Here is a 24,107-nt window from a genome sequence, read left to right as displayed (position 1 = left end):
GCTGAGCTAGCATTTTTTATATTGGACTTGATTAGCCCTCAACCCATTTACCATCTTGGTAAACTAGGCTCCATTTAGTTTGTTTACCTTCTGGGGTTTCTGAACCGACATATTGTGATTGATTCTTACGACTGAATTTCACAATTGTTGGATTACCTTCAGGGTCTACATCTGGCGCTTGTAAAATAAATTGATATTTTGGATCAAGCTGAGCTGCCACACTACGTAACTCTGCAACTTTTGGCGCACGTGTTTCACGAATTTTCGGGAATTTACTCGCTGCCAAGAATAAGCCCGCTGCTCCATCACGCAACACAAAGAAGTCATCATGTTTCGTTGAGCGTAAATGTTCCATCTTGATTGGCTCTACACGTGGAGGTGCTGGTTGACCACTTTTCAAGACTTTACGGGTATTGTCACAGCTTGTACAAGCGAAATACGGGCCAAAACGACCAGTCTTAAGCTGCATTTCACCATCACATTTATCACATGGAATCGTTGGCCCGTCATACCCCTTAATCTTGAACTCACCTTCTTCAAGCTCAAAACCATCGCAGTCAGGATTATTACCACATACGTGCAGTTTACGGCCACCATCAATCACATAGCTGTCCATGGCAGTGCCACATTTTGCACAGCGATGCTTTGACATCAAGTCAGCAGTTTCAGCACCATCATCATCAGATAATGCAGCTAAAGACTCAACAGGTGTTAAGTTCAATGTACCCTTACAACGCTCTTTAGGCGGCAAGTTATAGCCAGAACATCCTAAGAATACACCAGTTGTACCCGTACGAATTTGCATTGGACGTGAACATTCAGGGCAATGTACAGCTGGGACTTCAACTGGTTGGTTACGGCGCATGCCATGCTCGCCTTGAGCATTGGTCAGACGTTTCTTAAAGTCACCGTAGAAAGTATCGAGTAACTCTTTCCAGTTACGCTCGCCTGTTGCAACTTTATCGAGCTGTCCTTCAAGGTCTGCCGTAAACGCATAGTTCATCAAGTTATTAAAACTTTCATCCAGACGATCCGTCACAATCTCACCCATTTTTTCGGCGAAAAGACGACGGTTTTCTAACTTAACGTAACCACGTTCCTGAATAGTAGAAATAATCGCTGCATAAGTCGAAGGACGACCAATACTACGTTTTTCAAGTTCTTTAACTAAAGATGCTTCAGTAAAACGTGCAGGTGGTTTAGTAAAGTGCTGACTTGGATCTAACTTTTCTAACTTTAAGATTTCGCCTACTTTAATAGCAGGTAAAATAATATCGTCATCTGACTTATTCGCGCCACGTACTTTAGTGAAGCCTTCAAATACAAGCGTACGGCCTTTCGCCTTCAACTCAACATTCGCCGCTTCAACAATCAAAGTAGAAGATAAATATTCTGCTGGTGTCATTTGACATGCAACAAACTGACGCCAGATCAAATCATATAGACGTTGAGCATCACGCTCTACACCCGCAAGCTGATCACCTGTAAGTGCAACATTTGACGGACGGATCGCTTCATGGGCTTCTTGGGCACCCGCTTTGTTCCCATAGCGGTTTGGCTTTGCTGGTAAATATTTTTCACCATATTGGCTTTCAATATGCGCACGTACCATGCTTACTGCATCATCACTCAAGAAAGTTGAGTCAGTACGCATATAGGTAATAAAACCAGCTTCATATAAACGCTGAGCCAACATCATGGTTTTCTTCACAGAAAAGCCTAAACGTGTACTCGCAGCCTGTTGCAGAGTTGAAGTAATATAAGGTGCGCTTGGATTGACCTTAGTTGGTTTATCTTCACGCTGTGCAACTTTATATTCAGCACCTTTTAAAACATCTAATAAAGCATCAGTTTCAGCTTTATTTTTCAGTTTAAGGGTTTTACCAGCCTGTCTAAATGCTTCAAGACGAATGTCATCTTTTTTCGCTTGGGTATCTGCAAAAACTTGCCAATATTCTTCTGGAATAAAAGCACGAATTTCTCGCTCACGTTCTACAACCAGTTTCACTGCTACTGACTGCACACGTCCAGCAGATAAACCACGGGCAATTTTTTCCCAAAGTAATGGCGAAACCATAAAGCCCACGACACGGTCTAAGAAACGGCGTGCTTGCTGAGCATTTACACGGTTTAAATCTAGACGTGTTGGCTGTTTAAATGCTTCTTGAATGGCATTTTTAGTAATTTCGTTAAATACCACACGGTGATAACGGCTGTCATCACCACCAATCACTTCTCTTAGGTGCCAAGCGATAGCTTCCCCTTCTCTATCCAAATCCGTTGCGAGATAGATTGCATCGGCATCTTTAGCGAGTTTTTTGAGTTCAGCTACAACATTTTCTTTACCAGGCAGAACTTCGTAATGAGCTTCCCAACCATGTTCAGGATCAACCCCCATACGATTAACTAAAGCCTGACTCGCTTTTTGTTCTTTTTCGGCTTCGGTGAGTTTAGTCCGGGCAGCCGGCTTTTTCTCTGTTGATTTACTGCCGCCTGTTGGCAAATCACGTACGTGACCTACAGAAGACTTTACAATGAATTGCGAACCCAAATATTTATTGATGGTTTTCGCTTTGGCAGGCGACTCCACAATCACTAAGGCACGTTTATGTGCAGCAGGTGCAGTAGATGCTGTGCTTTGAGATGCAGAGCGCGAGGTATTCGCCATATAAAATGTTATTCCTATACCAATAAATTTAAAAATCAGGCTTTAGCCAAGGTCAACAGATAAGCCTTCATCTCATCTAATTGTGTTGCTCTCAGGTCTGATTCCTCATCCCAATAAAGCCCTACACAGTTTGCCTGCATATCAATAGCATAAATCCCTTTTAATGCAATGGGAGAATCATTAAATTTCTCATCGCCCTGAACCACTTTTAACTTGCCGTCTATAACACGAGCACGCATTAAGGATAAACGGGCATCAGGAATCAATACACTATAATAAGCAACCATGCTGGCACGCTTTTCAGTAGCCATTGGGACATGTGTCCATTCAGGTGCAACAATTACACGTGGATGCAACCCTATTTTTCGGGCTTTATCACGCATAATACCAAGTGCCTTTTCACGTGGGCTCACTCTTAAACCAAAAATGGAGCCTAGTACGAAAAGAACAATGATAACGGTAACCCAAATTCCCATATTGTCCATAGCAAAACCTATTAATCTCTTTTATTAGAGTTGCATAAGCTGACCAGAAAACGCAAGTTACATCAGAAAAATAATGCCCAATAAGATCGCAAGAACCAAAATATCAGTATTTCACGGTGCAAATTGCCATGTTGTCATGCAAATATAGTTAAGAGTTCCGACCATCATTAACAAGCGTCAACTTTCCAAATCGGTCGATATGGGCATCACCCCACAGTTTTAAAGCAAATAAAATTTGCTCAAGACTTTGTCCTAATTCGGTCAGGCAATATTCCACTTTAGGTGGGACCTGAGGATAAACTTCCCGATGAATAATTCCGTCTTGCTCTAACTCACGTAACTGATTTGTCAGCATTCTTTGGGTAATGCTTGGAACACGCTTTCGAATTTCATTAAACCGTAAGGTGCCTTCATTAAATAAGTGCCAAAGAATGACGCATTTCCACTTTCCGTCAATCAAACTAATAGCCGCCTCCACTGAACAACCTGGAGAGCAATCAAAACTTGAATGTCGTAGTTTTGCCATTTTACAGTATCCTTTTTGACACTATGAGCGTTATTTGTCTGTAGTCACTAAATTTAAGCTTACGTTATGATCAAACTCTCAACAAGAGGAATGATAATTATGAAAGCTGTGGCATATCAAAAAGCAGGTCCCATTACGTCACCAGAAGCACTCGTTGATATTGAACTCGACACTCCCGTTGCAGAAGGTCATGATTTACTTATTCGTGTTCAGGCGATTTCAGTTAATCCAGTTGATACAAAAATTCGCAACAATGTAAATCCAGAAAATAATCAGTGGAAAACTCTTGGTTGGGATGCGGTAGGCATCGTTGAAGCGATTGGAGATCAAGTCTCGCAATTTAAAGTCGGAGATGCAGTCTGGTATGCAGGTGCACTCAATCGCCAAGGCAGTAATAGTGAATTGCAGTTGGTTGATGAACGTATTGTGGGTCATAAACCAAAAACTTTAGAAGCAACTGAAGCAGCTGCTCTTCCTTTAACGGCTATCACGGCATGGGAAATGTTATTTGATCGGTTACAGGTACCCAAAGCTGCCCCAGAAAATACATCAATATTAGTCATTGGCGGAGCTGGTGGAGTAGGTTCAATCACAATTCAGCTACTCAAGCAGTTGACTAACCTAACAATTATTGCGACAGCTTCACGAGCAGAAACTAAAGAATGGGTTAAGCAACTTGGTGCTGACTATGTATTAGATCATCGAGAGCCTTTAGCAGCCCAAATCAAGCACTTAGGTTTAGATGTACCTTTATATGTATTCTCAACCACTCAAACAGATCAGCATCTCTCAGATATCGTAGAGTTGATTGCGCCACAAGGCCATTTTGGCTTAATTGATGATCCGGCCCAGTTAGATATTAAATCTTTTAAATCGAAGTCTGTATCGGTGCATTGGGAGTTTATGTTTACGCGTTCAATATTCCAGACTGAAGATATGCAAAAACAAAGTGAACTATTAAATGAGGTCAGCAAACTAGTTGACGAAGGAAAAATCAAAACGACCGTAACCGAGGTTATAAGTCCAATTAATGCTAAAAATTTAAAACGAGTTCATCAGCAAATAGAAAGCGGCACAACAAAAGGGAAAATCGTATTACATGGTTTTTAAATAAAATTGAAGATATTCCCTAATAAAATGGCAAGTATTGAACTTGCCATTTTATTAATAGTGAGGAGGTTTATTCGTTAATGGATCAAAAGCGGCAATGCCTTCTGATAAATCCGATGATTCCACACGTTGATAGAGAAATTGCATTTGTTTTTTTAAATCAGCTATTTCTAGAGTCTGAATAGCGAGCTGTTGATTTAATTCTTCAACTAAATCATCCAAAAATGTAATTCGCACTTGCAAATCTTCAATGGGTGCGGACAATGACGCTTGATCATCATGATATGGTGGTTTAGTCATTTAAATCCTCATTTGAGATTCTGGAAAACATTATGGCCTATATTACCCTAAGGGATGTCCAACTTGCTTTTGGCGGACCTGCCCTACTCGATGGCGCGAACTTTAATCTAGAACGTGGCGAACGAGTCTGTTTAATTGGGCGTAATGGTGAAGGTAAGTCTACTTTACTTAAACTGATCGAGGGAAGCCTATTACCAGATTCTGGTGAAGTTTCCATTCAAAATGGTCTAACTGTTTCAATGTTAGCCCAAGACGTTCCAATGGACTCTGGCAAAGTAGCGGACATTGTGGCAGATGGTGCAGGAGAAGCTTCTGAAGTACTCAGAGCTTATCATGAAGCGACCGACGCTTGCATGTTAGGAGATATGGAAGCCTGTGATCGCATGGGTAACCTTCAGCATAAGCTAGACCAACTAGATGGTTGGGCATTAGAAAATAAGGTAAATGCTCTTTTAAGTAAAATGGGGCTTGATCCAAATGCAGACTTAGCGGACCTGTCAGGTGGACGTAAACGCCGTGTTTTATTGGCTCGAGCTCTTTTGACACAACCAGATGTATTACTTCTAGACGAACCAACGAACCATTTAGATGTTGAAAGTATTGAATGGTTAGAAAAGTTTTTACTGGATCAAAATAATTTAACGCTTCTATTTATTTCGCATGACCGTTCTTTTGTAGATAGTATTGCAACTCGAATTGTGGAACTCGATCGCGGTATTTTACGCGGTTACGAGGGTAATTATTCTCGCTATTTAGAGCTAAAAGCTCAGCAAATGGAAGCAGAAGAAAAACAGAATGCTTTATTTGATAAAAAGTTAGCTGAAGAAGAGGCTTGGATTCGCCAAGGTATTAAAGCACGTCGTACGCGTAATGAAGGCCGTGTTCGCGCCTTGAAAGCTTTACGTGAAGAATCAAAAGCACGCCGCTCACAACAAGGCAAAGTGAGTATGGCAACTCAAGACGCAAATCGTTCAGGTAAATTAGTATTTGATATTGAACATTTAAGCGTTGCTTACGACGATAATTTACTGATCAAAGATTTCTCTACCCTTGTTATGCGTGGCGATCGTATTGGTTTGGTAGGTGATAACGGCGTTGGTAAAACGACGTTGATTAAAGCCATTTTAGGTGAAATCGAACATGGCGGTTCAGTTAAAACAGGTACGCAGTTAGAAGTTGCCTATTTTGACCAATTACGTAATGCCTTAGACCTTGAAAAAACAGTCATGGCAAACGTTTCAGAAGGCTCTGACTTTGTTGATGTGAATGGCAACCGTCGCCATATTTACAGCTACCTTCAAGACTTCTTATTTTCACCTGAACGTGCTCGTACTCCGGTAAAAGCACTTTCTGGTGGTGAACGAAATCGAATCTTACTCGCTAAACTGCTACTTAAACCATCGAATTTAATTGTAATGGATGAGCCAACCAATGACTTGGATATGGTGACTCTTGAGCTTCTAGAAGAAATGCTGTCTGATTACAAAGGCACATTGCTACTCATTAGCCATGACCGTGCATTTATGGATAACGTAGTAACATCTACGTGGGTATTTGATGGTAAAGGCAATATTGCAGAGTACATCGGTGGCTACCAAGACTATTTGCAGCAACGTCCAGATGACAAAGTAGTCGATCAGAAATCTGATGTTAAAAAAGCTCAGGCAAAAGCTGAAGCGGAAAAAGCTGCTGCCCAAAGTACCATTAAAAAGGTCAAACTGAGTTATAAAGATCAGCGTGAACTTGAACAATTACCCGCTGAAATTGAAAACTTAGAAAAGGAACAAGCAGAACTTTCTGACAAACTTGCAGATGGTTCATGGTTTGTTAAAGATGCAGATGCTGCGACCCAAGCAAGCCAACGCCTAGCAGAAATTGAAGAATTACTGCTTGAAAAATTGGAACGTTGGGACGTGCTTGAACAAATGAGCAAAGGAAACTAATTAGTTTTACTTTCCTAAAAAGAACTTTAAAAAGAGCCTTCTTAAATTAAGCAGGCTCTTTTTTATATTGTGAATATAAGCTTTTAAAAACTTAAAGCTTATAAATCACATTCCTATAATGGATTATATCTTCGCTATTTTTAGTATTTTTAAATAGCCTTGGGCTTGAATATAAGAATTATGTTATATCTAACAGCATAATAATATTGGAGTGTTTTAGCATGCTGGAGCTTTCTCAAATTTTGGCATTTGGACTAATTTGTTTAGCGATGGTCCTCACTCCTGGTCCGAATATGATTTACCTTATTTCCCGTTCAATTTGCCAAGGGAAAACCGCTGGATTTATTTCTTTAGGTGGTGTAGCGGTAGGCTTTATCTTTTATATGCTTTGCGCTTCTTTCGGGATTACAGCATTAATTGTAGCCGTTCCTTACGCTTACGACACTATTCGTATTGCTGGTGCAATTTATTTACTCTGGCTTGCATGGAAAGCCCTACGTCCAAATGCCGCTCCGATTTTTAATGTAAAAGATTTATCAGTAGATTCCCCTGCTAAACTCTTTTTAATGGGTTTCGCGACCAATCTGCTTAATCCTAAAATTGCGATTATGTATTTATCTTTACTGCCACAGTTTATTCACCCCCAACAAGGCAGTATTTTGTGGCAATCAATTCAACTCGGTACGATTCAAATTTTTGTCAGCGTTTCAGTAAATGCGCTTATTGTACTTTCTGCGGGTAGCATTGCTCTTTTTCTACAACAAAAACCTCTTTGGGCAAATGTACAACGTTGGCTGATGGGAACTGTACTGGCAGGACTCGCTGTTAAAATTCTTTTAGAAAATCGCCGATAACTTAAGCTTCTTATTTCCTCTCTTCTTAACACTCAATTGAACAGTGTATTACGACGATAAATTCAGTTCGTGATACACTTTTGCCTGTTTTAACTTTTTGAACTCTTTATATCGTTATGAGCCAAAAGCAGCCTTATACGCCCGGTGAATTTCAATGGTCCTTTTTATTGCCTAAATATTGGGGTGTTTGGATTGCTATTGTCTTTTTAATGCTTTTGGCTATTTTACCTTGGGCCATACAATGGCGTCTGGCACATGGCGTAGCTCATCTGGCTTGGAAATATCTAAAATCACGCCGTAAAACCACTATTCGTAATTTAGAAGTCTGCTTTCCTGAATGGTCTGCCGATAAGGTTCAACAACAAGCTCAACAAGTTTTCGTCGATATGATGCTTGGGGTATTTGAAACCTTAAATGCATGGTACAGCCCACGCTGGTTTAAAAACCGAGTCACGATTGAAGGTTTAGAGCACATTACTAATGCCCAAGCTCAAGGCAAAGGTGTTTTATTACTGGGAACTCATAGTACGCTTCTTGATGCAGGTGGTTATGTGTGTGCTCAATATTTTGAACCAGATGTTGTCTATCGACCTCAAAATAACCCATTGCTCGATATGCTCATTTATCGTTGCCGTGGCACGATTTATAAAGCACAAATCGACCATGATGATATGCGTGGTTTAATTCGTCACCTTAAAGATGGCGATGCAATTTGGTATAGCCCCGACCAAGACTTTGGACTTAAACAAGGTGTTATGGCACCGTTTTTCGGCGTACCTGCTGCCACAGTAACTGCACACCGCCGCTTATTAAAAATCTCAAAAGCAGTCGCCGTGCCTTTATACTTCTATCGCCATGGGGATATTAAGAACCCGAAATATCATGTTCTGATTGAACCTGCGGTTGACAATATGCCAAGTGAAGACGAAGTCGATGATGCAACACGTGTGAATAAGATTATTGAAAATCAGCTTCGTATCGCACCAACTCAATATATGTGGTTCCACCGCCGCTTTAAAACACGTCCTGAGGGATATGAGGAAATTTATTAAGATAAGACTTTAATAATTTTAGATTAGTAATAGGCACAGCCTCGATTTATAGTGATATTCAAATAATTTCGAATAGGCAGACCTTACTTTTTAGGGATAAAAAGTAAGCAAAAATCCTTTGTTCCGCTGATGTTACATCCTTGTAACACAGCGCAACAGCGACATCCATGTCGCTATCACGATAGTAAACTCTGGATAATGATTTAGTTTGAGATGATGTATCTGTGGATGATCCATCTTTATGTACGTATAAGGCAAAAAACAATGAAAGTGATGCAACTTCTCCCTGAACTTAATAGCGGTGGCGTAGAACGCGGCACACTCGAAATTGCACGTGCACTTATTGCCCAAGGCCATCAGTCTTTAGTTGTATCTAACGGCGGGCGTTTGGTCTCACAGCTCGAAGCTGAAGGTTCTACTCATTTAACACTGCCAATTCATAAAAAGTCACTGTCAAGCTTGTGGCAAATCCGCCCATTACGTCAGCTGATTGAACAACATCAACCCGATATTGTTCATGTACGTTCACGTGTACCTGCTTGGCTGACTCATTTTGCTTTAAGAAAAATACCTGCGAATAAACGCCCTCACCTCATTAGCACAGTGCATGGCTTTTATTCAGTCAATCGTTATAGTGCGATTATGACGCAAGCTGAAAAAGTTATAGCGGTTTCTGACAGCGTGGTTAAATACATCACTGACCATTATCAAAACTGCCCTCCCCAAGATATTGTTCGGATTTATCGAGGAATTGACCCAACCGCGTTTCCACACAATTATCAGCCATCAGCACAATGGTTTAATCAAGTTTTTAATGACTTTCCTGAACTCGAAAATAAGTTTTTACTTTGCTTACCTGGCCGTATTACACGTTTAAAAGGTCATGAAAGCTTAATTGAATTGATGCAAAAACTAGGTGAACAATATCCTCAGCTACATGCTGTGGTTGTGGGTGGTGCCGATGCAAAAAAACAAGCTTATTTAAGTGAGTTGCAAAACAGCATTCAAAGCAAAGGACTCGCAGATAAAATTACCTTCGTAGGACATCGCTCAGATATTCGTGAATGGCTCGCTTTTAGCGATATTGTGCTCTCTCTATCCAATCAAGCAGAAACATTTGGTAGAACAGCATTAGAAGCGCTTTCAGTCGGTACGCCAGTCATTGGCTGGAACCGTGGAGGCGTAGCCGAAATTTTATCGAATGTATATAGACAAGGTCTTGTTGAAGTAGGAAATGAAAAGGCTTTACTGGAAACAGTTAGACAGCATATTGAACAGCCTCAAATCGTTGCCCCTGTTACCATGTTTAGCTTGAAAGACATGTGTGATCAGACACTGGCTCTATATGAATCTGTACTGAAATAACTCCATAAAAAACCCGCGATCAACGCGGGTTTTTATTACAACAATAAAAATTCAGCTTTATTTAAGCGATGCTTCATAAGCTGCTGCTTTTTCATAGTCGTATTGTTTTTCCCATTTACTAATCACAAGTACTGCAAGTGCATTACCTACAACGTTCAACGCGGTACGTGCCATATCCATGATACGGTCAACACCAGCAATAAATGCCAAGCCTTCTACAGGTATACCAACACTACCTAATGTTGCTAATAGCACAACAAACGATACGCCAGGAACACCCGCAATACCTTTAGAAGTAATCATTAAAGTTACAACTAAAATGACCTGTTGGCTAATTGACATTTCAATACCGTAAAGCTGCGCAATAAAGATTGCCGCGATACTCTGGTAAAGCGTAGAACCATCAAGGTTAAATGAATAACCAGTTGGGATTACAAAACTAGAAATTGCTTTAGGCGCGCCATAAGCTTCCATCTTTTGCATAATACGCGGTAAAACTGTTTCAGAGCTTGCAGTTGAATATGCCAAAATTAATTCGTCTTTCAAAATCTTAAACAAAGTAAAGATGTTGATGCTGAACATTTTTGCAGTTAAACCAAGTACCACCAAAGCAAAGAATAAGATCGCGCCATATACCAACACAACTAACTTGCCTAAAGGAATAAGCGAAGCGAAACCGAAGTTTGCGACAGTTACTGCAATCAAACCAAATACACCCACTGGCGCATATTTCATGATGATGTGTGTTACACGGAACATTGTTTCCGATACAGCATGAAATACGTTTAATAATGGATCTTTAGTTGTTGCTGGTAATGAAGACAAACCAATACCAAATAACACAGCAAAGAAAATCACAGGTAACATTTCGCCATGCGCCATCGAACTAATAATGTTCGTTGGGATAAGCGATAATATTGTCTGCATGATGCCATGAGACTGTGACTGAACTTCTTCAGTTGTATGCTTATATTGAGAGATATCAGTTTGAACCAGTTGAGACATATCAATGCCTGAACCTGGATGGAAGATATTCGCTGCAACTAAACCCACCAAAATAGCAATAGTGGTAATAATTTCAAAATAGAGAATGGTTTTAAAACCAAGTCGACCTAAACTTTTCGTACTGCCAACACCTGCAATACCTAAAATTAAGGTAGAGAAAACGATTGGAATAACAATCATTTTAATCAGGCTAATGAAGATCTTACCAAGTGGCGTAAGAACATTAGTTACAATACTGTCTTTGATTTCAGGCTGATTATGTAAAACAGCCCCGACAACTATCCCTAGGATTAAAGCAATTAAAATTTGCCAAGCAAGGCTAAATTTAAAATTCTTCATAAGACAATCCTTATGCACCGCAAAGTATCAAATATGAGAGGGAGAAGACCACTAACTAAGAGTGAAACCTCAATATGTACAGTAATTTCCAAACAGAAATTTAAATGCACAAACAAATCACAACTCGCCGATCTGACGAGATAAACAACAATGCCTGTTGACGATCCAACATGTCAACGATCGGCACATTCTATTGAGATTTGTTAATTAAACAAGTCCAATTTATATCTAAATAGATTAACGCTCATATTTGCTCATCAATAACCTATAAAAACAAAAACTTAATGAAAAAAAAATTTGTATCTCTTTTCACTAAAAATTGCTCAAATATAGATGAGAACGTATGGGCGCTTAGCTATAATTAGATAGGTTTTAAAATTAAAACTAGCTTAAAAATATTTCTTTTTTACGATAAATTAAATAAGGTATGTATAAAATATTAACCCGAGTTCTGCGTCCTGCAAAACTCGGGTAAATGAGGTTGTGCTTTCAGGTTAATCGTTATTTTTATCGTTTCCGTTCCAACATCTAATCCGTGATGCTATTTCCATATCAGCTTTGTGTATCCTTACGTGGGATCGTCCATTCCCGTTTCCGTGTGCCGATGAATGTAGAATAAGGTTTTTATCATCCCCTGCCTATTCGCCCTAGACTCAAATCTTTGTACGATATTGCTTACATCAATTTTTATATTCTTTTTATTTATAAGGCTGTGCAATTTTATCAGTCACCATTTTCTCTTCTTTTTCAGCCTTGGCAATCCCTTCTTGTATGGCGCTTTGAGCCTCTTCTTCATCAGTTTGAGTTTGTTCTAATTCCTCTTGAATATGTTCAAATATTCGGCCAGTCTGCAAAACAACATATACAGGAAAATGATCAGATCCAATATGTGGTAAACGCTGCATTTTGACTAAACCAAAATCGGTACTATGAAAAATATGATCTAAAGACCAACGCAGCAATGGGTAATCTGCATGAAACGTATTAATGAAATGTCGTCCAACTCGTGGGTCAAGTAGCCCACTAATCCGCTGGAACAATCGCGTAGTACGTGACCACGCTACATCGTTTAAATCGCCCATCACAATACAGCTTTCATCTAAGTCTTTAATCTGGTCGCCAACAATTAAAAGCTCTGCATCACGTAAAGTCGAATCTTTCGCCTCAGTTGGACTCGGTGGCTTCGGATGCAAACAATAGAGTTGAACTGGCATGCCAGATGGTAAAGTCACAGTAGTATGAATAGAGGGAATTTCATCACTTAAAATAAATTTAACCTCAGTATTCGATAGAGGTAATCGACTATATAAATGCATGCCGTATAAATTATCTAAAGGCACGGGAACACGATAAGGATAATCTTCTTCAATTTCTTTTAAAGCATTTTCCCAAGTCTTATCACTTTCCAATGTAAGTAACAAATCTGGTTTTAATGTCCTGATCTGTTCAAGCAATAAATGATATTTATCATTTGGAGTTAGAACATTCGATACAATTAAGGAAATTTGCTTTTGCTGATCTAACTGGGATGATTTGACCTGTTTAACCTGCTTTTTCCAGAGCAAGGTATAAGGCAAAACCATTTTTAGTTGGTAGGCGATGGCCGCCATAAGCACAGCAAGCACTATTTCACGCCCTAGAGTCCATTCAGTCGGCCAAAACAGCATACCAACAAAGGCTAATAGACCAACAAATAGAATCTGCAAACGAGGAAAATCGGCGCCACGAAACCACCACTCATCACGAGGAATAAGTGACCAGAAACTTAACCAAATCACCAGACCAGCTAAAACTTCGATATAAATCATTGAATTTTCTCTTTTAAGATGATTTGGTTTTTAATATTTTGTCATCTTTATCAATTTTGTATGTAACATAAACAAGATATTCTACTCAATAAACATGGTGTTTTGTTTCTGTAACGCTTGCAGTTGTGGACACTTTTGATACACTCAACTCCCCCTATTAATTTTAACGCACCGAGGCAAAATGACATGAAAGTAGGTCTGGTCGGTTGGCGCGGGATGGTCGGTTCCGTCCTTATGCAACGTATGGTTGAAGAGAATGATTTTGCTCATATTGAGCCATTTTATTTCTCTACCAGTAATGCAGGTGGTGAAGCTCCTTCATTTGGTGGTAAGACTGCCCCAGCACTTATGGAAGCTACAGACATTAATAGTCTGAAGCAAATGGATGTCATTATTACCTGTCAAGGTGGTGACTATACGTCTGAAGTTTTCCCACAGTTAAAAGCGACTGGTTGGGATGGCTACTGGATTGATGCAGCCTCTACTTTACGTATGTCAGATGATGCGATCATCGTTCTTGACCCAGTAAACCTTAACGTTATTAAAGACGGCTTGGTTAACGGCACCAAAACTTTCGTAGGTGGTAACTGTACAGTATCTCTTATGTTGATGGGTGTAGGTTCACTTTTCCAAAACAATTTGGTGGAGTGGATGACTGCTATGACTTATCAAGCAGCATCAGGCGCTGGCGCACAAAACATGCGTGAGCTCATTACTGGTATGGGCTACTTATATAACAATACCAAAACATTGTTAGATGATCCTAAATCTGCAATTTTGGATATTGATCGTCAAGTTGCTGAGTTACAACGTGGTGAAGGTTTCCCATCTGCTAACTTTGGCGTGCCACTAGCTGGATCGTTGATTCCTTACATTGATAAACAGCTCGAAAGCGGTCAGTCAAAAGAAGAGTGGAAAGGTCAGGTTGAAACCAACAAGATCTTGGGTAATTCACAAATTGTTCCGATCGATGGCCACTGTGTGCGTATTGGCGCAATGCGTTGTCACTCTCAAGCATTGACAATCAAGTTGAAAAAAGATGTACCGCTTGATGAAATTGAAGACATGATTCGTACTTCAAACCAATGGGCGAAAGTTGTACCAAACACTCGTGAAGCGTCTATGACTGACCTTACACCTGTTGCTGTAACTGGTACACTAACTGTACCTGTTGGCCGTTTGCGCAAACTTAATATGGGTAAAGAATATTTAGGCGCATTCACAGTAGGTGATCAGTTACTTTGGGGTGCTGCTGAACCTTTACGTCGCATGTTACGTATCTTAGTAGAATACAAGAGCTCATAATTTGGTCTGAATTATTCAGTCAAAACGAAAAGCCGATCACATTAGATCGGCTTTTTCGTAACTGGTTTGTAAAAATTTTACAATTTATTTACATTTCATTATTGTATAATTTTGAACGACTTTACGACTTATTAGGTCATGGATTGAGATGACTGTTTATAACAAATTAAAAATTGCCATTTTCACCATTATGTCTTCGCCTTCTCTTTATGCGATTACATTAGACCCTATACAAATTCAGTCTGCGCCCGGGGATTTGTTATATGCAGAAATGAATTTCCAACAAGCTGACCCCAACTCTACCTTACAAGTGAGTTTAGCGACTCCTGAAGATTTAAGCGCTTTGGGTGTAACTCATCAGCCTCCGGGAAATCTTAATTTTTATACACGCCAAAATGGTCAAGGTTCTGGGGTTATTGTGATTACCTCATCCCGACCTGTTAATGATCCTGAGCTCAATATTGTTGTAAAAATCAGTGAAGGTTCTGCAACGCGTTTACAGCATATTAAAACTGTAATTAAACCTTCTCTGATAAAAAAGTCTGAAAATAACGAAAGTACTTTATCTCCTCAATTTGTTGTTAATGAGAAGGATATTGCTTTAAATCTGCCAGAAAGCACCCAATATGCTTCATCAACTTCCGTCCCAACGACGACAAACTCTAATAGTGAACAAAATCTTAATATCAGCTCTGGCACTGCCCCTACGGTAAATACAAATTCATCTGCGCCAATTAGTGAAAACTCTTCGGCTCAGACAGCTCAACAAGTTGTGACAAGCACTGCGCACGATCAGGCACAAACCCAACCTACTATCACTAAGTCAAATGCCCATACTTCGCCAAAAGCAATAGTTAAAAGTTTAGCAGGACAAAAGAAATCGATTCCATCAAAAAAGCTCAGTCAAAATACTGCGAAGAAACAAACCTTAAGCCCACCTAAAGCACCAGTAACTTCAGGTAAATATGTAGTACAACAGAATGAGTCTTTATGGAGCATTGCTAATCGTATTGCAGCGAAAACCAAACAGCCTGTTGCAAAAGTCATGCGTGATATCCAACAACAAAACCAGCATGCTTTTATTCAAGGTGATGTAAACCGTTTACGTCAGGGAATTTCTCTAAAACTTACCCACACGCCTGTCACTAAAACTCAGCAAAATAAATCAAAAACAGAAATAACGCATACTGCAAAATCATCTTCTGGCCAAGCTAAATACCGATTGCAACAAGCAGAAATGAGCATCGTGGCTGAAAACAGTCAAAATTCTACACATGGAAGTGCTAAAAAGAGCACACAACAAAGTCAAAACAATACTGAGTTAGCAGTAAAAGTTATGACAAAAAGAGAAAAAACCGTTACATTACAAAGAAATGTAACCAAACTAAATCAAACTTTACGTTTAAAAGACCAACGTATTCAACTTTTAAATGCACGTTTGGCAGAGTTACAACAGCAGTTAAAAGTACAGCAACAAACTCACAAGCAAAAACATTAAGTTAAAACCAGAGTTAGCTCGCTTTATATTGCAGATATTTATTTTTTAAGGGGAAAGTAATGTTATATGTGATTCCGTTCATCATATTACTCGTGGTCGCTGTTATTTTAAAAAAGCGCGAGAATAGCCAGAAACAAGAGGCCACTTCCCCTAAAACGGTAAACAAAAAAACCAATAAAAAAGTGAGCTCTAAATCGAGTAAAAGCTCGCGTGAAAAAAGCAAAGTAAATGTAGTAGAAGACACTCTTCCACCTATTCCACAAAGTACTCCTGTTCCAGAAGCTGTACGTCAAACAATTCAGCAGCTCATTCAAGAAAAGCAATATTCAGCTGCTGAAGCTCAAGTCAACCAGGCGTTAAAAAAAGACAATACTCAGCATGCGCTTTATTTATTGTTACTTGAAGTTCATATTGCACAAAAAGATGAGTTTGCTATAACACAACTAATTAGCCATATTCGTAGTTTGGCACTGAATGAAATAGCGACTCAAGCAGAAACTAGACAAAAAGAATATGAGTCATCAAGACAACCTGATGCTATCGATTTTCCTCAAGCTCAAACATACCAAGAACCAAAAAATACACCAGACACTACAGCTCAGTTTGACCAGTTAACAACAAGTTCTTCTGAAGCTTCTTTTGATGATTTGCAGAAAGACTATACACATTTAAAACAAGAACCTGCTGTTGAAGTTGCACCTTTAGAATTTAACTTTTCATTCGAAAAAACTGCTGCTACAGAAAATACCAGCCAACCAGAACATGAACCAGAAGTATCAACATCTCAGCAAGTACCGGAAGTATCGTCATCTCAAGAAACAAATGAGCTAGCTGATTTAGAATTTTCTTTTGACTTGGCACCTCTGCATGAAACTGAGGAAAAAACTCAAGCACTAGAGGTAAAAGCAGATCAAGAGAATAGCGTCAATGCTTTAGATTTTAACCTTGACTTAAATCCTTCAAGTTCAGAGACAAAATGTGTTGAACAAGCTCCATCACTAGATGAACTTACACTCGTAGAACAAGCGCCATTAGAAGCAACTTCAATCGTGCCTCTTGAGTTTTCGTTAGATGAGCCAGCGTTAGTTACAACACCAGAGATTGAAAATCAAAACCATATAGATGTAGTCAATGAAGAGGCGACTCAAACTCAAATAGAGGATCCACTTCTAGACGCATTTCCAGAATTAAAACAGTTAGATGAAAATGAGCTCGACTTACAACTTGCAGAACAGTACATCAAGTTAGGTGCTTACCCAGCAGCACACGCCTTGTTGGCAAGTAATGAGCAAAAATTCAACACAGAGCAACAACAACGCGCGAAAAATCTACTAAATCGCATAGCTTCTTAAAGCCGATCGTTTTACCATAAGCAGTCAAAGATGACTGCTTTTGTGCCTGAAAAAGATGAAAAAAATTGCCTTATTTTATATGGGTGGTACTTTTGGCTGTGTAGGTGAACCTTTAGCGCCTATGCCATATGACCAATTCTTGCCTCAACTTGAAAAAGTTATACCACCCCACTTAACAGTTGACTGTTTTGCTGCCCCAAATATTGTAGATAGCAGCGCTTGTACAGCGCCTGATTGGCTACGTCTTATTCAACGTATACAACAGCTCCAACTCGAAGGTTATCAACACTTCGTCGTTATTCATGGTACAGATACTCTTAGTTATGCTGCTGCAACCCTAGCTCGCTTTTTAGGCCAAAGCTGTCATATTGTGATTACTGGTAGCCAATACCCGTTACTCAATGTTCAAGGTGATAATACTCGTGAATTTACTGATGCAATTGAGAACTTATATCTTGCATTAGAACAAGTGATTGCCCTACCTGTAGGTGCGTATCTTGCATTCCATCATCAAGTATTCCATGCACAAACTGCATTAAAAACGCATACGACTGAACTCGATGCATTTTCAGGTTTAAGTAGTGAAGTTGAGTTTACACCTCAGCAAAATGAATTGATCGTACAAGATGCTCAAATTGAAAAAGCGGCTTCATTCCAAATTTTAAACTGGATGATGCAACCGATTGCAACACAGCACTTAGTGCAGCAGTTAAAAAACTTACTACCAGCCCCACCTCAATTTTTAGTATTACAAGGTTTTGGTACGGGAAACATAGCAGTTAATCAAGAGTTACTAGCAACCTTAGATGAACTGTATGCTCATGGTTGTGTTCCAATTCTTACAACTCAGGTGACGTTTGGTGGTATTGATCAACGTTATGCGATTAGTGCTTGGGCCAAAACAGCAAAAATTGTCATTAGTGATGCACATAGTCACGCAGATCTCTATGCAAAAGCACTTCAAATCTATTTAAAATACCCAACCCCAGAACAATGGTTCAGCCATTGGAACGAAAATTTGCATTAAATAGAGGTAAAGCCATGCAACGTTATGCAGTCGGTATTGAATTTAGCGGAGTTCAATATCGAGGTTGGCAAACACAACAGCCAGGCGTTGCCAGCGTACAAGAAACTATTGAACGTGTGCTTAGCAAAGTCGCAAATGAACCTATAGCACTCCATGGTGCTGGTCGTACCGATGCAGGAGTACATGCGACAAATATGGTGGCACACTTCGACACTCATGCCATTCGTCCAGAGACGGGGTGGTTAAGAGGGGCAAACAGCCAGCTGCCTAAAGATATTTCCATTCAGTGGATTAAGCTGATGGATGAAAGTTTTCATGCCCGTTTTAAAGCAACTGCTCGACGTTACCGCTACATTATATATAACACACCTCATCGCCCTGCACTCCTGCATAAACAGGTTACTCACGTTTACCAAAAGTTAGATGTGAAAAAGATGATTGAAGCGGCAAGTAAATTTGAAGGCACTCATAACTTTGAAAGCTTCCGTGCAGCAGCGTGCCAATCAAATCAGCCTGTTCGACATGTAAAACATTGCCGTTTGTTTGAACATGGACGCTATTTGGTTTTAGATATTGAAGCAGATGGTTTTTTACACCATATGGTTCGCAACATTGTTGGATGCTTACTCGAAATTGGTCAAGGTATGTATGAAATTGATCATATCGATACAATGTTTGCTGCACAGGATCGTAAGGCGGCAGGTGTAACAGCCCCACCCGACGGTCTTTATTTTATTCAGTGTAATTATCCTGAGCAGTTTGATCTGCCACAGCCACCGCTTGGACCACATTGGCTCAACTTACCAGAGTAAGACAGTGAATCTCAGCATCCAAATTAAGCACTAAATAAGATACTCGACAAAGTCATGCGCAACCTGAACAAGGTTAAAGTGTACTTTAACCGCAGTGCAAGACAAACGAAGTGCGTAGTTCGATAAATTTTTAATCTTGTGACATGGTAAGAATTATTACTCTTTACCGTGTCACAAGCTTTTGCTCTTGCAGAGCTTACGCTCTTCATCCCGAAAGAAAAGTAACTCTAGCTGAAGACCAATCCAGCTATGAAAGCCTCAATGGCACGACTCCGTCATGACATAGAATAAATTAACGATGCTGTTTACGTTTCCGATATTCAACTGGTGTCTCATTTGTCCAACGCTTAAATGCGCGGTAGAACGTACTCGGTTCAGAGAAACCAGTTAAATACACAATACGCTCAACACTCTCGCTGGTATTTGCTAAAAGTTTTTTAGCTAATCGACAACGATAATCTGACAAGATTTGCTGAAAACTAGTATTGGCTTCGCTTAGCTGAGTACGTAAGCGACGTGGAGTAATATTCAACTGAGCTGCAACCGTTTCTAAGGTTGTTTCTCCACTTTCCAACGTTGAACCAATTGCGCGACGAACTTCACCCACTAAATCATAACGAGCCAATTCCTGTAATTTTTCAATTGCGAGCTGCTCATGCAACTGCAATAACTCAGGCTCTGCTTGCCAAAGCTGAAAATCTAGAATAGCTGGATCAAAATATAAACGTGTCTCTTTCTGACCTAAACTGACTGGGCAGCCATACACTCGGAAATATTCATCCTCCGAGGCACCTTCGCTAAAATTAAAATCGATGAAGATAGGATGAAATTGCCCTTCGGTAATAAACTTAAAAAATCTAAGGATGCCCGAAATTGCACATTCAGAGAAGTGACGATTGACAAGATTATCAGCACCAATTTGCTCACCATTGGTTAAATAACAACGCCCTTCCTCAACGACTAGTTTTGCATCAAAAGCATCACTAATAAGTCGCTGATAAGCCAAGGCCCGTTTTAGACCTTCACCAAAAGTTTCACTACTAATAAATAGATGTTCAATGACCTGACCACGGTACAAAGGCAAATGTTCGCCTAAATGCAGACCGATGTCTGGATCTTTACTGACGTCCTGAGCGGCAGTCCAAAAGGCGTACTGTGCACTTAACGGTGTACGTGCATTTGTATCAACCTGATTTAAAGCAACTCCCGCTTTGGTTAATATTTCTTCTGTTGGCAAACCCGCACGACGAATCGCTTGATAGCCAAAGCGTAATACAACTGATGCATCTGTTAGCTGACCCACGCAGTGCCCTTCCATGTAGATACTTCATTGATATTTAGGGCTGTTGACCTTTACGCAATTAACAGTCCCTAATAACTATGATTTTAGATTAGCGTTGATTGACCAAACTGACAACAGAATTACTCTTCTTTTGTGAAAAAAATTACATCTTTTTTTATTAGTCATACTTTAACCAGATGCTTTAGCAAAAGGATGTCTATCTTGTTTTTTTTAAATAAATTGACTATAATTTGCGCCTTTCCAATTTGATCATCAGGTAGGCTATGGCCAATAAAGAGGAACTCATTGAGTTCGAAGGCGTTGTCACCGAAACGCTTCCTAATACGATGTTCCGTGTACGTCTTGAAAACGGTCACGAAGTTATTGCACACATTTCTGGTAAAATGCGTAAACACTATATTCGTATTCTTACTGGCGACAGTGTAAAAGTCGAAATGACTCCATATGACCTCACTAAAGGTCGTATTACGTACCGTGCTCGCTAATTAGTGAATGCAAAAAAGCCACTTTATGATGTGGCTTTTTTATTGCGTTGTTTATTCACTTAAGCGACTGGTTTTACATCCTACCGTTTGGCATTCACGCAGTCTTTCTTGCAGCCAATGGTTTCTTTCTTGCGTTGTCTGCAAACGACATTGCACGTCTACGCTATTCCTATTTGAATCTGTACAATCTGCATCACGTTGACGTATCCACGCGAGCTGAGATTTTTTAAGAATATTTTTCTGGGCCGTATTTAATTTTACGCGCAATGCTTGATAGTTCTTATTCAGATCTGCATCAGCACTCGCATAAATTTTATTTGTACAGTAAATATCATCGTAAGTATTTCGGGCACTATCGCAGTTATCTGCATAGACCGCAGTCATTCCAAAGCTGCATAAAAAAGCAAAAACTATTTTTCTCATACTTTTCTTCCTTAAGTTTTCTATGAAATTCTTATTAATAACGATTTGTATGTAATGATAAATCGCAAGACAAATTCACCTTCTATTTATCATAATCTTCCTTTTTTACTTTACAAGTATTCAAATCCAACCTATTGTTCTTTAATAATAAATATAATTTTTTATTGAGATAAAAATGAATACAGCTACCCGATGCCAAATTGGCCTACTTTGTTTAATCATAATGAATGTAAGCGGTTGTACTAGCCATCCACGCCAATCTATAGATTTACAAGAATATTTAAAGGGCTTTCTAGGCAAATCTTCTGCAACTATTCGACAAGATATCAATCTACGAAGTCTTGGTTTTCAAGTCGCAAATACTCCACAGAAAACATCCAATCAACTCATCTATACGATTTTACGTCCATTAAATATTCCAATTCCGATGGTGACTAATGTCGACATGAGAGGTAATTCTGTCGCTATACAATCAGGTAATTTGGGCGGGAATTCTTACGATTTAAATTTCAACTGCAAAGTTATTTTTCAGCTGAAGAATGATATTGCCGAGTCTATTCAATATGAAGGTAAAGCCTGCTAAAACATAGGCACAAAAAAACGCAGCGTTGAGCTGCGTTTTTTATAAGAAGCTTTTAAGCAAGAGCAGCGACAACTGCCTCACCCATTTCAGCTGTACCAACTTTTGTCATGCCTTCAGACATAATATCTGCTGTACGGAAACCTTGATCAAGTACTTGTCCTACAGCATCTTCAATTGCTTTTGCAGCAGCTTCTTCACGGAAGGTATAACGAAGCATCATTGCAACAGAAAGAATCGTTGCTAATGGGTTTGCCACATTTTGACCTGCGATGTCAGGCGCCGAACCATGACAAGGTTCATACATACCTTTACCATTTTCATCTAACGATGCAGAAGGCAACATACCGATTGAGCCTGTAAGCATTGCTGCTTCATCAGACAAGATATCGCCAAACAAGTTACCCGTTACGATGACGTCAAACTGTTTAGGCGCACGTACAAGTTGCATTGCAGCATTGTCGACATACATATGTGAAAGCTGAATGTTTGAATAACTTGCTTGCTGCAAATCAGTAACTGTTTGCTTCCAAAGTTCTGTAACTTCTAAAACGTTGGCTTTATCGACCGAACAAACTTTACCGCCACGTAAACCTGCAAGTTCAAAAGCAACTTTTGCAATGCGCTTAATTTCGCTTTCAGAATAAACGTCTGTGTTATAGCCTTGTTTTTCGCCGTTTTCGAGTTCACGAATACCACGTGGCTGACCGAAATAGATACCGCCAGTTAATTCACGAACAATTAAAATATCTAAGCCAGCAACAATTTCAGGTTTTAAGCTAGAAGCGTCTGCTAATTGCGGATATAAAATCGCTGGGCGCAAATTAGCGAACAAGTTGAGTTCACTACGAATTTTTAAAAGACCACGTTCAGGACGAATAGAGCGCTCAATAGTGTCCCATTTTGGTCCGCCTACCGCACCTAATAAGATTGCATCAGCTTTTTTTGCTTGTTCACTCGTTACAGCTGGATACGGTTCACCATGTGCATCAATTGCTGCACCGCCTAGTAAACCATGTTCCCAAGTTAACGATAAATTAAATTTTTCATTTACTGTATTTAATACTTTTTCTGCCGCCCCAACAATTTCAGGGCCAATACCATCACCAGCTAAAATTAAAATCTGTTTAGACATGAACTTTTTCCATTTTCAAAGACGAGCAGCGTTATAACTACCGCGGGGTTAGTTTTTTCTGTTCGACAAATTCACCTAGCCCTGTTGTCACATTAAATGGTCGACAGAAACGGCGAATAACACGCTCATCTTGTTCCAAGTCAACACATAAAGGATCTGGTACAGAAACATTCAGCAAACTACCCGAACGGTTGGTTTTGTCTCGGTACATTTTAAATGTATAGCGATGGTTGGCATTAAACTGGTGAATAACATGGATTGTTTCGGCCCGATCTGGAGAAATCGGATAGAAACGGATCACCACTTCATATTGTTTAGCGGGTACAGATAAATATAAACTGTTGGTTTGACCAAGCACTGAACCGTGCAATCTTACAATTCCTTGATGAATTGCCTGATTACTAATTCGTCGTGTTTGCGCATCCACTACAGTAATATCATTTAGTCGTTCAAATTCACAACTCTTCGCACCCGAACAATATATTGCTGCATTCTGCCCCAAATTTTCTTGTTCAGCCTGCTTAATACGGACAGTATCCACTACATTGTACGTGCTCTGACAAGCACTGAGTGTTATTGCGCACAGGCTCAACAAAAAGCTATGAGTAACGTTCCTCTTCATTGTTCAAGCCCAATCCTCATCTAGTGCATAATTTTAAGGTGTTTTTATGCTTTAGCATGTTAGCAAGAGTTTGAACGCTACGCCATGGCTATGTTTAAAATGCACCAAAA

The 24,107-nt window shown here is 39.6% G+C and carries 22 protein-coding genes; 12 read left to right on the top strand and 10 right to left on the bottom strand.

Annotated elements, in window-relative coordinates; genetic code table 11:
• Positions 1 to 31: 31 nt before the first annotated feature.
• The 3 genes from topA to ACT53H_RS10345 all read right to left on the bottom strand — a co-directional run bounded on the left by topA (position 32) and on the right by ACT53H_RS10345 (position 3,679).
• The gene (topA, locus tag ACT53H_RS10355) at positions 32 to 2,668 is read right to left on the bottom strand and encodes a type I DNA topoisomerase (RefSeq protein WP_151964022.1); all 2,637 of its coding nucleotides are present in this window, start codon (positions 2,666 to 2,668) and stop codon (positions 32 to 34) included.
• A gap of 35 nt (positions 2,669 to 2,703) precedes the next feature.
• The gene (locus ACT53H_RS10350; RefSeq protein WP_004794821.1) at positions 2,704 to 3,153 is read right to left on the bottom strand and encodes a hypothetical protein; all 450 of its coding nucleotides are present in this window, start codon (positions 3,151 to 3,153) and stop codon (positions 2,704 to 2,706) included.
• A 148-nt stretch (positions 3,154 to 3,301) separates the two neighbouring features.
• A complete protein-coding gene (locus tag ACT53H_RS10345) occupies positions 3,302 to 3,679 on the bottom strand; it encodes a winged helix-turn-helix transcriptional regulator (RefSeq protein ID WP_174727438.1) in 378 nt (125 codons plus the stop codon).
• Between the two features lie 99 nt (positions 3,680 to 3,778).
• Between ACT53H_RS10345 and ACT53H_RS10340 the strand changes: the two genes are divergently transcribed.
• Positions 3,779 to 4,789, top strand: a complete 1,011-nt coding sequence (locus ACT53H_RS10340; RefSeq protein ID WP_476009191.1) for a zinc-binding alcohol dehydrogenase family protein — start codon at positions 3,779 to 3,781, stop codon at positions 4,787 to 4,789.
• 54 nt (positions 4,790 to 4,843) lie between these two features.
• Here ACT53H_RS10340 and ACT53H_RS10335 read toward each other — a convergent pair whose 3' ends face one another.
• Complete coding sequence (locus tag ACT53H_RS10335; RefSeq protein ID WP_004794826.1) at positions 4,844 to 5,089, bottom strand: SlyX family protein; 246 nt, start codon at positions 5,087 to 5,089, stop codon at positions 4,844 to 4,846.
• Between the two features lie 32 nt (positions 5,090 to 5,121).
• Here ACT53H_RS10335 and ACT53H_RS10330 point away from each other — a divergent pair, with 32 nt between their 5' ends.
• From ACT53H_RS10330 to ACT53H_RS10315, 4 genes are all read left to right on the top strand, one after another.
• Entirely contained in the window at positions 5,122 to 7,032 is a 1,911-nt protein-coding gene (locus ACT53H_RS10330; RefSeq protein ID WP_476009190.1) for an ATP-binding cassette domain-containing protein, read from the top strand.
• Between the two features lie 221 nt (positions 7,033 to 7,253).
• Positions 7,254 to 7,886, top strand: a complete 633-nt coding sequence (locus ACT53H_RS10325) for a LysE family translocator (RefSeq protein WP_174758232.1) — start codon at positions 7,254 to 7,256, stop codon at positions 7,884 to 7,886.
• A gap of 116 nt (positions 7,887 to 8,002) precedes the next feature.
• Positions 8,003 to 8,938 (top strand): LpxL/LpxP family acyltransferase, encoded by a 936-nt coding sequence (locus ACT53H_RS10320; protein ID WP_013199017.1) that lies wholly within the window; start codon positions 8,003 to 8,005, stop codon positions 8,936 to 8,938.
• Between the two features lie 264 nt (positions 8,939 to 9,202).
• On the top strand, positions 9,203 to 10,303 hold the full coding sequence (locus ACT53H_RS10315) for a glycosyltransferase family 4 protein (RefSeq protein ID WP_174740032.1): 1,101 nt from the start codon (positions 9,203 to 9,205) through the stop codon (positions 10,301 to 10,303).
• Positions 10,304 to 10,360: 57 nt separating this feature from the next.
• On the opposite strand, the gene gltP is transcribed toward ACT53H_RS10315, so the two are convergent.
• Positions 10,361 to 11,647, bottom strand: coding sequence for a glutamate/aspartate:proton symporter GltP (gene gltP, locus ACT53H_RS10310; RefSeq protein ID WP_004794835.1), 1,287 nt, complete (start codon positions 11,645 to 11,647; stop codon positions 10,361 to 10,363).
• Positions 11,648 to 12,345: 698 nt separating this feature from the next.
• Positions 12,346 to 13,455 carry an endonuclease/exonuclease/phosphatase family protein gene (locus ACT53H_RS10305; RefSeq protein WP_174742362.1) on the bottom strand — a complete coding sequence of 370 codons (1,110 nt, stop codon included), beginning with the start codon at positions 13,453 to 13,455 and terminating at the stop codon, positions 12,346 to 12,348.
• A 186-nt stretch (positions 13,456 to 13,641) separates the two neighbouring features.
• On the opposite strand from ACT53H_RS10305, the gene asd reads away from it, so the two are divergent.
• The 5 genes from asd (at position 13,642) to truA (ending at position 19,449) form a co-directional block, all read left to right on the top strand.
• On the top strand, positions 13,642 to 14,760 hold the full coding sequence (gene asd / locus ACT53H_RS10300; RefSeq protein WP_004794839.1) for an aspartate-semialdehyde dehydrogenase: 1,119 nt from the start codon (positions 13,642 to 13,644) through the stop codon (positions 14,758 to 14,760).
• A 148-nt stretch (positions 14,761 to 14,908) separates the two neighbouring features.
• Positions 14,909 to 16,258, top strand: a complete 1,350-nt coding sequence (locus tag ACT53H_RS10295; protein ID WP_174740741.1) for a type IV pilus assembly protein FimV — start codon at positions 14,909 to 14,911, stop codon at positions 16,256 to 16,258.
• A 59-nt stretch (positions 16,259 to 16,317) separates the two neighbouring features.
• The gene (locus ACT53H_RS10290; protein ID WP_217487362.1) at positions 16,318 to 17,610 is read left to right on the top strand and encodes a hypothetical protein; all 1,293 of its coding nucleotides are present in this window, start codon (positions 16,318 to 16,320) and stop codon (positions 17,608 to 17,610) included.
• Positions 17,611 to 17,665: 55 nt separating this feature from the next.
• Entirely contained in the window at positions 17,666 to 18,637 is a 972-nt protein-coding gene (locus ACT53H_RS10285) for an asparaginase (protein ID WP_004794846.1), read from the top strand.
• Positions 18,638 to 18,651: 14 nt separating this feature from the next.
• The gene (gene truA / locus ACT53H_RS10280; protein ID WP_004794850.1) at positions 18,652 to 19,449 is read left to right on the top strand and encodes a tRNA pseudouridine(38-40) synthase TruA; all 798 of its coding nucleotides are present in this window, start codon (positions 18,652 to 18,654) and stop codon (positions 19,447 to 19,449) included.
• A gap of 292 nt (positions 19,450 to 19,741) precedes the next feature.
• Here truA and ACT53H_RS10275 read toward each other — a convergent pair whose 3' ends face one another.
• Positions 19,742 to 20,752 carry an AraC family transcriptional regulator gene (locus tag ACT53H_RS10275; protein ID WP_174728988.1) on the bottom strand — a complete coding sequence of 337 codons (1,011 nt, stop codon included), beginning with the start codon at positions 20,750 to 20,752 and terminating at the stop codon, positions 19,742 to 19,744.
• Between the two features lie 263 nt (positions 20,753 to 21,015).
• On the opposite strand from ACT53H_RS10275, the gene infA reads away from it, so the two are divergent.
• The gene (gene infA, locus ACT53H_RS10270) at positions 21,016 to 21,237 is read left to right on the top strand and encodes a translation initiation factor IF-1 (protein WP_001284370.1); all 222 of its coding nucleotides are present in this window, start codon (positions 21,016 to 21,018) and stop codon (positions 21,235 to 21,237) included.
• Positions 21,238 to 21,288: 51 nt separating this feature from the next.
• Here infA and ACT53H_RS10265 read toward each other — a convergent pair whose 3' ends face one another.
• Positions 21,289 to 21,660, bottom strand: a complete 372-nt coding sequence (locus ACT53H_RS10265; RefSeq protein WP_004794852.1) for a lysozyme inhibitor LprI family protein — start codon at positions 21,658 to 21,660, stop codon at positions 21,289 to 21,291.
• Between the two features lie 175 nt (positions 21,661 to 21,835).
• Between ACT53H_RS10265 and ACT53H_RS10260 the strand changes: the two genes are divergently transcribed.
• Positions 21,836 to 22,243 (top strand): hypothetical protein, encoded by a 408-nt coding sequence (locus ACT53H_RS10260; RefSeq protein WP_004794854.1) that lies wholly within the window; start codon positions 21,836 to 21,838, stop codon positions 22,241 to 22,243.
• Between the two features lie 52 nt (positions 22,244 to 22,295).
• Here the strand turns inward: ACT53H_RS10260 and leuB are convergent, their stop codons facing one another.
• Positions 22,296 to 23,375, bottom strand: coding sequence for a 3-isopropylmalate dehydrogenase (gene leuB / locus ACT53H_RS10255; protein WP_174759676.1), 1,080 nt, complete (start codon positions 23,373 to 23,375; stop codon positions 22,296 to 22,298).
• A 37-nt stretch (positions 23,376 to 23,412) separates the two neighbouring features.
• On the bottom strand, positions 23,413 to 23,997 hold the full coding sequence (locus ACT53H_RS10250) for a hypothetical protein (RefSeq protein ID WP_004794858.1): 585 nt from the start codon (positions 23,995 to 23,997) through the stop codon (positions 23,413 to 23,415).
• Positions 23,998 to 24,107 lie beyond the last annotated feature (110 nt).

This window comes from Acinetobacter sp. DMC2 (genome assembly GCF_056314305.1).
Note: the sequence above shows the minus strand (reverse complement) of the source record. Positions and strands in the feature narration are given on the sequence as shown.